The 7,237-nt window shown below is 72.1% G+C and carries 11 protein-coding genes and 1 pseudogene; 2 read left to right on the top strand and 10 right to left on the bottom strand.

Going from position 1 to position 7,237, the window contains the following annotated elements:
• Window positions 1-146 precede the first annotated feature (146 nt).
• Window positions 147-731 carry a recombinase family protein gene (locus Q0M60_RS04765; RefSeq protein WP_296816607.1) on the bottom strand — a complete coding sequence of 195 codons (585 nt, stop codon included), beginning with the start codon at window positions 729-731 and terminating at the stop codon, window positions 147-149.
• A gap of 20 nt (window positions 732-751) precedes the next feature.
• Between Q0M60_RS04765 and Q0M60_RS14420 the strand changes: the two are divergent.
• Both Q0M60_RS14420 and Q0M60_RS14415 read left to right on the top strand, forming a co-directional pair.
• Window positions 752-1,168, top strand: a pseudogene (locus Q0M60_RS14420) (prepilin peptidase); the annotation flags it as partial.
• Window positions 1,169-1,201: 33 nt separating this feature from the next.
• The gene (locus Q0M60_RS14415; protein ID WP_366855556.1) at window positions 1,202-1,660 is read left to right on the top strand and encodes an A24 family peptidase; all 459 of its coding nucleotides are present in this window, start codon (window positions 1,202-1,204) and stop codon (window positions 1,658-1,660) included.
• On the opposite strand, the gene Q0M60_RS04755 is transcribed toward Q0M60_RS14415, so the two are convergent.
• The 9 genes from Q0M60_RS04755 to gspG are packed head-to-tail and all read right to left on the bottom strand — an operon-like array spanning window position 1,657 to window position 7,235.
• Complete coding sequence (locus tag Q0M60_RS04755; protein WP_296816604.1) at window positions 1,657-2,130, bottom strand: hypothetical protein; 474 nt, start codon at window positions 2,128-2,130, stop codon at window positions 1,657-1,659. The two genes, Q0M60_RS14415 and Q0M60_RS04755, sit on opposite strands and share 4 nt — an antisense overlap.
• On the bottom strand, window positions 2,127-2,837 hold the full coding sequence (gene gspN, locus Q0M60_RS04750; protein WP_296816602.1) for a type II secretion system protein N: 711 nt from the start codon (window positions 2,835-2,837) through the stop codon (window positions 2,127-2,129). Before gspN ends, Q0M60_RS04755 begins: the two co-directional genes overlap by 4 nt.
• Window positions 2,834-3,325 (bottom strand): type II secretion system protein GspM, encoded by a 492-nt coding sequence (gene gspM, locus Q0M60_RS04745; RefSeq protein ID WP_296816600.1) that lies wholly within the window; start codon window positions 3,323-3,325, stop codon window positions 2,834-2,836. Before gspM ends, gspN begins: the two co-directional genes overlap by 4 nt.
• Window positions 3,322-4,419: a type II secretion system protein GspL gene (gene gspL / locus Q0M60_RS04740; RefSeq protein ID WP_296816597.1), complete on the bottom strand. Its 1,098-nt coding sequence runs from the start codon at window positions 4,417-4,419 to the stop codon at window positions 3,322-3,324. The genes gspM and gspL overlap by 4 nt, the downstream gene beginning before the upstream one ends.
• Window positions 4,416-5,396: a type II secretion system minor pseudopilin GspK gene (gspK, locus tag Q0M60_RS04735; RefSeq protein WP_296816593.1), complete on the bottom strand. Its 981-nt coding sequence runs from the start codon at window positions 5,394-5,396 to the stop codon at window positions 4,416-4,418. Before gspK ends, gspL begins: the two co-directional genes overlap by 4 nt.
• The gene (gspJ, locus tag Q0M60_RS04730; RefSeq protein ID WP_296816590.1) at window positions 5,393-5,977 is read right to left on the bottom strand and encodes a type II secretion system minor pseudopilin GspJ; all 585 of its coding nucleotides are present in this window, start codon (window positions 5,975-5,977) and stop codon (window positions 5,393-5,395) included. Before gspJ ends, gspK begins: the two co-directional genes overlap by 4 nt.
• Window positions 5,974-6,354 (bottom strand): type II secretion system minor pseudopilin GspI, encoded by a 381-nt coding sequence (gene gspI, locus Q0M60_RS04725; RefSeq protein WP_296816588.1) that lies wholly within the window; start codon window positions 6,352-6,354, stop codon window positions 5,974-5,976. Before gspI ends, gspJ begins: the two co-directional genes overlap by 4 nt.
• Entirely contained in the window at window positions 6,344-6,808 is a 465-nt protein-coding gene (locus Q0M60_RS04720; RefSeq protein ID WP_296816585.1) for a GspH/FimT family protein, read from the bottom strand. The genes gspI and Q0M60_RS04720 overlap by 11 nt, the downstream gene beginning before the upstream one ends.
• Window positions 6,780-7,235, bottom strand: a complete 456-nt coding sequence (gspG, locus tag Q0M60_RS04715) for a type II secretion system major pseudopilin GspG (RefSeq protein WP_296816583.1) — start codon at window positions 7,233-7,235, stop codon at window positions 6,780-6,782. Before gspG ends, Q0M60_RS04720 begins: the two co-directional genes overlap by 29 nt.
• Between the last annotated feature and the right edge of the window lie 2 nt (window positions 7,236-7,237).

The raw sequence follows: 7,237 nt of genomic DNA, 5'->3' as shown, positions 1-7,237 counted from the left end.
AGCCGGCGAGCAGGGCGCAGGCGAGGCAGAGGGGAAGGGATGCGCGGAAAGCCATATGCCTTCCTAACCCGCTCCTGCCGCCGCCGCCATGCCGACGGGGAGCCCCGGCCGGCGCCGACAGAGACGGACGACCAGGTCGGGCGCCTTTAGCCCTTTCCACCCCTTGGATGCTTGCTGATCGCCTGCCACACCTCATCCGGGGAGGCGCGCATGATCAGGCTGATCGTGCGCAACGGCTCGCCCTCGGAGAATAGCTTCCTCGCGTACTTGATCTGCACTTCCGACAGCGACGCGGTCCGTGGCCGGCGGCCCGCGGTCATCGGGGGACTCCGGTGAGCGCTCGCGAAACTGGCCAGGGCGCGCAAGGCCTCTGCGACCTCGTCTCGCGAGGAGATCGCCATGGATGCCTGCTCTTCGTTGACCCGCACCTCGACGCCCATTTCGACGAGGCCTCTCACCGTCCGCAGGATCTCGGCCAGCGAGCGTCCGAACGCCTCCAGGCCTGTGACATGAACCCGCGAGCCCGCCTTCAATCCCGCGAGGCCGCGGTCAAGCTGTTTGCGTCCTGAAGCATAATCCGCGATGCGGAGGAACGAGGTGCAGCCCGCGGCCAGGAGCCGTTCTTCCTGGCTCTCTGGCGTAGCCTCGCAGCCCAGGTGGATCAGGCCGATGTCCACCGAAACCTCCTGGCCGGCGGCACCACGCGGCGGTGCATCCTCGAGCATGGTCATGCGTCCGACCTAGCGGCCGAATGCGACGGCGCTCCTGCTTTACAGTGAAGGTTTTTTGGCGCTTCGACGACGTTAGCGCCTCTCCGGCTTCGCCGAATGTCCACGATCGCATGTCACACAGCGTGCACGTAGGTGGGTTAGGCAGCGACGTGCCTGAACTGGATCCAGCCCTCGACTTCCTGGTGCACCCGGTCGCCCTTGGATTGCTGGGAGCCGTGATCGGGAGTTTCCTTGCGCTCCTGAGCGTTCGATTGCCGACGGGCGAGCCGGTGGTCGCCACACGGTCTCGCTGCCGGTCCTGCGGCCGCAAGCTGGGTCCGGCTGAACTTGCACCCATCGTGAGCTGGATCGCGCAACGAGGGCGTTGCGCGGGCTGCGCGTCGCCGATTTCACCACGGTATCCCTTGATTGAGGCCGCGGCCGCCGTTCTCGCTGCATGGGCCGCGCTGGCGCAACCAGGCTGGGGGGCCGTGGCCGGAGCGGTTCTGGCGTGGCAACTCCTGCTGATCGCCATCATCGACGCGGAGCATTTCTGGCTGCCCGACGTGCTGACCCTGCCACTCCTGGGGACGGGGCTTGCCGCGGCCGCCTTGATCGAGCCGCACCTGCTGGTTGACCGATTGATCGGGGCAGTGGCGGGCTTCGTCTCGCTCTGGCTCGTCGCCCTGCTTTACCGAAGCTTGCGAGGCCGCGAGGGGCTGGGCGGCGGGGACCCGCGGCTGTTCGCCGGCATCGGCGCTTGGGTCGGCTGGGCGGCGCTGCCGACGGTGCTGGTCTGGGCCTGCCTCGCGGGCCTGTCCGTGGCGCTTGTGGGAGCCGCGCGGGTCCGAAGGCTCGACCTGATCCAGCGCCTGCCATTCGGGACCTTCCTGGCCATCGGGGCCTGGCTCGCCTGGCTGTTCGGCCCGCTCGGCCGAAGCGGTCTCTAGGGCTGGCAGGCCACCAGGCCGGCGACGGGGATCACCAGCTCCGCCCCATCGGACCCCGTGAAACTCAGGGTGGCGTCTTCGGTCACGGCGCCGCCCACCATGCCGCCGCGCGCCGCGAATCTTGTGGTCAGGGTCAGGCTCATGCCGTCTCCCGCCCAGGTCTGCCGCGGATAGTGACCGAAGGCGGCCTCGCCATCGTACTCGGTCCGGGCCAGTTCGATCTGTCGCCCGTGGGCATTCACGCGAATCGTCGGCGGCTGGCTGACGGCGATGGCCAGACGTGTCGCGGGCACGCCCCGTGTCCACAGCGCCAGGGCGCACTGGCCGGACTGAAGCCGCACGGCGTCGACCTCGCCCAGGGGTAGGCCGGTCGCTACGGACCCGCCGGGGCCCGGTCGACCGACGGACGGCAGGGCCGTCCCGCAGGCGGACAGGGCGAGGGCTGCGGCCAGAAGGATCAGGGGTCTCATCGGTTCAGGCTCCCGCGGGCTTCGTAGGTGAGGCCTTCCGGCCCGGGCGCGAAACCCTGCGCCTCCATCAGGGGGGCAAGCAAGGGATCGCGTGGCTGCGCCAGCAGCGTGAGCGTCCAGGCGCCCGACGACCGGACCCGCAGGTCCGCGGCCAGGGCGAACCGCTCGTCCGCGCCGTTCATGCGGGCGAGCAGCAGGCCGTCATGGCAGGCCAGAGCTCCGTCCAGCGCCGGCGCAGTCCAGCCCGGTCCGGCCAGACCGTCGATCCGGACGCGGCCGGACGCCTGCGCGCAGCGGCCGTCCACGAACAGGATGTCGGACTGGGTGAGGGTGGCGGTTCCCCCGGCCTGTCCCGGAAGGCCGAAAGTGGCGAGCGGGACCTGGATGTCCAGTCCGCGAACCCCGGCGCGGTCTTGCGCGCGGACCAACTCGACGGCGAAGGGGCCGTCGCTCGCCTCCAGGCTCAGCCGCGTCTCGCCCGCCAGCATGGGCCAGAAGGCGAGGCGAGCCTCGACATCCCCGAGCGAAATGTCGCCTAGCCGCGCATCGGAGAGCCGGCCCGACCAGAGCGTGCCCGTGACCTCGCGGGCGGAGAGGCCCAGCCGGTCGACGCCCGCGGCGCCGAGCGCGGCCCGCATGGGCCAGCCGGCGATCATGGTGACCAGCAGCACGACCGCGAAGGTCAGGGTCAGGCCGACGATCCTCATCGGCCGGCCTGCCGGAAGGACACCTGCACGTCGAGCCCGCCATTGGCGGCCTTGAGGGCGGTGAGGTTCGAGACCGTCACGCCATGCGCCTGTTCCAGCGTCGCAATCCAGCCGAACACGGCCTGGGGCGGGGCCCCTTCCAGCCAGGCGGTCTGGGCGCCGTCCGACTCCGCCTGCTGGCGGCTCAGGCTCAGGCCGGCCTGTTCAGCGGTTCGGATCAGAAGCGGTTCCATCGGCTCTCCTGAGCCCGTCGGCGCGGTGCGGGCGGCGGCGTTGATCCGGGCCACGTCGCCCTGGATGGAGGCCAGGGCCTCGGCCGCCTCCAGCCGTCGCTCTGCGGCGTCGGCGCGCCAGGCGCGGATCGGCGACACCAGGCCGAACCAGGCGACCGTGGCCAGCAGCATCGCGATCATGACGCCAAGCAGGACCTGCTCGCGCCGCGTGCGGACCTCGAACCAGGCCCGGGCCTGTGAGAACAGCGGGTTCATGCCGGCCGCACCACAAAGGCGCCGATACGGACGCCGCGCTCGTCGAGCGCGCTGATTTCCTCGAGCGCCAGGCCGTGCGTGGCCGCGGCCCCCCGAAGTCGTTCCACGTCGGCGTAGTCGGCGTAGGAGACGGTGGCGCGCATCACGCCGGACGGGTCGAACATCAGGGCCTCCAGCTTCGCGCTCTCGACGCTCTCCAAGGCCGCGAACAGGCCGGCGGCGCTGTCGCCGAAGCCAGCGCCGGCGTTGAGTTCGAGCCGCCGGGCGCGGACCTGCGCGGCAGGATCGTCGATAGCGGCGCCCGATCCCAGGACGGAGCGGGCCAGGCCCAGGGCCTGGGCCTCGTCACGCCGGGCGGCGCCGTCGTCGCGTGCGGCGCGGGCGCCGTCGAGGACCAGCGGAGAGATCAGAGCCAATGCCGCCAGCGCCGCCGCGAGCCGCATGGCCCTGCGGTTCAGCCCCTCGGCCGGCGGGCGCGGCTTTAGGTCGAGCATCGGCGAGCGGACGGCCCGGACGAAGGCCGCGAGCAGCGCCGGGCCGGGCTCCAGCGCCGCCGTGTCGCGCTCCTGCAGCAGCAGCGGCAGCAGGTCGGGCTCGGCCGACAGGGCGATGTCGCGGCCTCGCGCGGCGATGCGGTCGCCGAGGTCCAGCGCTAGCACGGCGTCGTCGTCCTCGGCCGGTTCCGGCAGCAGCAGGTAATCGGGGATCACCACCGCCGGCTCGGCGCCTAGCGCGCGAGCGATCTCCATCCAGGCTTGTACGCGGTTGGCCGAGGCCGCGACCACCAGCCGGGCGCCGTCCGCCTCGACGGGACCGACCGCCACGCGCAGCGTCTCGTGCGTGCTGGCGAGATCCTCCTCAAGGATCATCGTGGCGGCCGCCTCGACTTGGGCGCGCGATCCCGCGGGCAGCACCAGCCGGCGCGCCAGCACGTCCGCACCAGGCACGGCCAGGACGGCCGGCGTATCACCCAGCCACGGCCCGCCGTAGTCGAGGCGCTGGTCCTCCATGACATGGTCTTCGGGGCCGAACAGGATTTGACGGCAGGTCTGGTCGGCCGTGGCCGGCAGGATGAGAAGGCGGATCGGGGTCATTCGTCGTAGGTCCAGCGGCGGGCGCGCACGCGCACCGGCCCGGCGGGGGTCTGTTCGAGAAGGGCGCTCAGCACGACCTCGGCGTCGACGTGCCTTACCTCTGCGCTCAGGGCGAAGAAGCGGGTGCTGACCCGCGCCTGGTCGAGCACGGCGTCGGCCACATTGGCGCGCGCCACGGCGGGCAGGACCCAGAAGTCGGTGGCGCTGGCCCAGCCCTGGGCGGGGCGGCTCCGCAGGATCTGCCGCGCGGTGTCCGGGCCCACGGCGCCCGAGGTCAGCATGGTGATCAGTTCGGGCCGGTCCACCGGCAGGGTGTTCAGATTGATCGGCGACAGGTCGCTGGTCGGGAGGGCGCAGACGTGGGGCCGCAGCCGCGCATAGACCTCGGGCGTGAAGCCGCGGATGGCGCGCAGCTCGCTGACCTCGGCCAGCAGGGTCCCGCCGGTGCGATAGGGCTGGACCCCGGACGAATAGGCCTCGTCCTCCCCGCCCCGGCCCTCGCGATAGACGTCCGTGTCGATCCAGTCGGCGAGGCTGTCGGCCAGGGCCTGGCCCTGCGTCAGGCCGAGCGCGCGGGCCAGGGCCGTGAACTGCTCCACCCCCAGCTCGCGGCGCATGAACAGGTCGCTGCGCCCCTCGACCACGCTGTTGAGATTGAAACAGGCTCCGCCATCGCGGATCGAGGCGCGGATGACGCCGCCGTCGTCGGTCGGAAACTCGAAGGGCCGGCCGTTCCAGTCGCCGGCCAGCGAGGTGCGGTCGCGGTCCAGCTCCCACAGCCGGCGGATGCGCGCCTGGGCCAGGGCCTCGGCGCCGAGCGCATACCACTGGGCCTGGCCGACATTGCGGGCGTTCTCGGTCCGCCTTAGGCCAAAGCGAATGTCGTCGAGGATGCCGACGGCCAGGGTCGACATGACCGCGACCAGCAGCAGGACCGTCATCAGGGCCACGCCCTCCTCGTGCGGCCGGCGGGTCACAGCTCGCCTCCAGGCGCGAGGAACAGCTGGGTGACGGGGCCAAGACCGTCGATGGTCAGGGTCAGGCGCACGGCCTGCGGCGTCGCGTCGGGCGGAGCCTGCTCCCAGGCCTCGATCCACTGGCCGCGCCACATCCAGGCGACACGGGCCTCCGCCACATCCCGGGCCAGCACCTGGGGCTCGCCCAGCGGCGCGCCGTCCAGCGCGGCGCGGGCGCGGCGCTCCAGCCGGCCCTCGTTCAGGCTGTATTCCACGTACTGGACCGAGGCTCGGGGGTCGCCGTCCGGGTTTTCCCAACCGCGCCGGACCAGGGCCATCAGCGGCTGGCCCGAAGTGGAGCCCTGGAAGGTCTGGCGCGCCGAACGGCCATCGGCGCCGCGCGTGCGCCGCACCGCCGCCTGGACCAGGTCGGCCTTGATCAGACCGCGCAGGCGCTGGAACTCGGCCAACCGGTCGGACCGTTCGGCCACGGCGTCCTGGGTGCGCACCGCATAGCCGGTGACCGCCACGCCGGCGGCGGCCAGCAGTCCGAACACCGCCAGCGCGACCAGCATCTCGACCAGGGTGAAGCCCGCCCTCACCGCCGCGCGCTCCGGAAGGCCGTCACCTCGGCAAGGGTCGCGTCCTGGCCCGGAAAGCCGACGCGGACCTCGACGCGAATGATGTCCGGGTCGGGCGTGGCGGTGACCGAGCGGATCCACCGCCACTCGCGGCCGCCAGCCTGTTCGACGCCTTCGCTCAGGCCCGGCTGCGGCGGCTCCTCAGGCGCCAGGGCCTCGACCGCGCGATTGTCGGCGACGACGCCGGCCAGCACCCGTTCCTCCAGCGACGCGGCCACGCGCGTGCTTTCGCCCGCCAGGTTCAGCAGGGCCATGACCGCCAGGCTGAACACGGCCAGCGCGACCAGTAGTTCGATGAGGGAGAAGCCCTCCTGGCCCTGCCTGCGGTCAGCCGACATGGACGCGTACCTCTCCGCCGGTGTCGACCGTCACGCGCGCCCGCGCCTCGTCGCGCACAAGGACGATTTGAGCGGGCTCGGTCCCGCCGGTCGGATCAAAGGCGACAGTCTCCGCGCCGCGCGTTTGGACGGCGGCGGACCACTGGACGGGCTCAAAGGGGGGCGTCGCAAGCGGCTCCCGACGGCCCGGCCGGCGAACACGGAAGGCGTAGCCGTCGGCGTCGACCGCAGCCTCGACCGTGCGGTTGGTGAGGATCGCCTCCTCGCGTGCGCGAACCAGTCGCGCGGCGAAGACCTCGGCCTCGTGGCCCAGGCCGGGACGCGGGTCCGGCATGGTCATGACCACCGCGGTCGCGGCCACGCCGAGCACGAGCAGCACCACCATGAGCTCCACGAGGGTGAGGCCGGCGCGCCGGCCCCAAGGATCAGGACCAGTTCCCGATGTCGGCGTCATTGCCCTCGCCTCCCGGTTCGCCGTCGGCGCCGAAGGACCAGATGTCGACCGCGCCGCGCTGGCCGGGGTGACGGTACTGATAGGGATTGCCCCAGGGATCCTCGGGCAGGCGGCGCACATAGCCGCCCTGGCGGTAACGGTCCGGCCGCGCCAGGCCGGCGGGAGCCCGCACCAGGGCTTCAAGGTCGGGCGGGTAGTCCAGATTGTCGAGCCGGTAGGTGTCGACGGCACCCTCCAGCATGGAGACATCGACCCCGGCCTTCTCGACCATGGCGCGGTCGCGCGCCGGCAGGACGTTGACCACAACCACCGTGGCGAGCAGGCCGAGGATGACGATCACCACCATCAGTTCGACCAGCGAGAAGCCCGCCCGGGCCCGGCGGCGGGCGGCGGCGAGGCGGCGGCGTCGGAGGGCGGACGGTGTCATGG

This window comes from Brevundimonas sp. (assembly GCF_024711105.1).
GTDB lineage: Bacteria > Pseudomonadota > Alphaproteobacteria > Caulobacterales > Caulobacteraceae > Brevundimonas.
This window is presented reverse-complemented; position numbering and strand designations above follow the sequence as displayed.

Bases quoted from the DNA above. Each gene is read 5' to 3' on its own strand.
- Q0M60_RS04765 (WP_296816607.1), bottom strand. From the start codon at position 731: ATGACCATGCTCGAGGATGCACCGCCGCGTGGTGCCGCCGGCCAGGAG.
- Q0M60_RS04755 (WP_296816604.1), bottom strand. From the start codon at position 2,130: ATGAGACCCCTGATCCTTCTGGCCGCAGCCCTCGCCCTGTCCGCCTGC.
- gspN (WP_296816602.1), bottom strand. From the start codon at position 2,837: ATGAGGATCGTCGGCCTGACCCTGACCTTCGCGGTCGTGCTGCTGGTC.
- gspM (WP_296816600.1), bottom strand. From the start codon at position 3,325: ATGAACCCGCTGTTCTCACAGGCCCGGGCCTGGTTCGAGGTCCGCACG.
- gspL (WP_296816597.1), bottom strand. From the start codon at position 4,419: ATGACCCCGATCCGCCTTCTCATCCTGCCGGCCACGGCCGACCAGACC.
- gspI (WP_296816588.1), bottom strand. From the start codon at position 6,354: ATGTCGGCTGACCGCAGGCAGGGCCAGGAGGGCTTCTCCCTCATCGAA.
- Q0M60_RS04720 (WP_296816585.1), bottom strand. From the start codon at position 6,808: ATGACGCCGACATCGGGAACTGGTCCTGATCCTTGGGGCCGGCGCGCC.
- gspG (WP_296816583.1), bottom strand. From the start codon at position 7,235: ATGACACCGTCCGCCCTCCGACGCCGCCGCCTCGCCGCCGCCCGCCGC.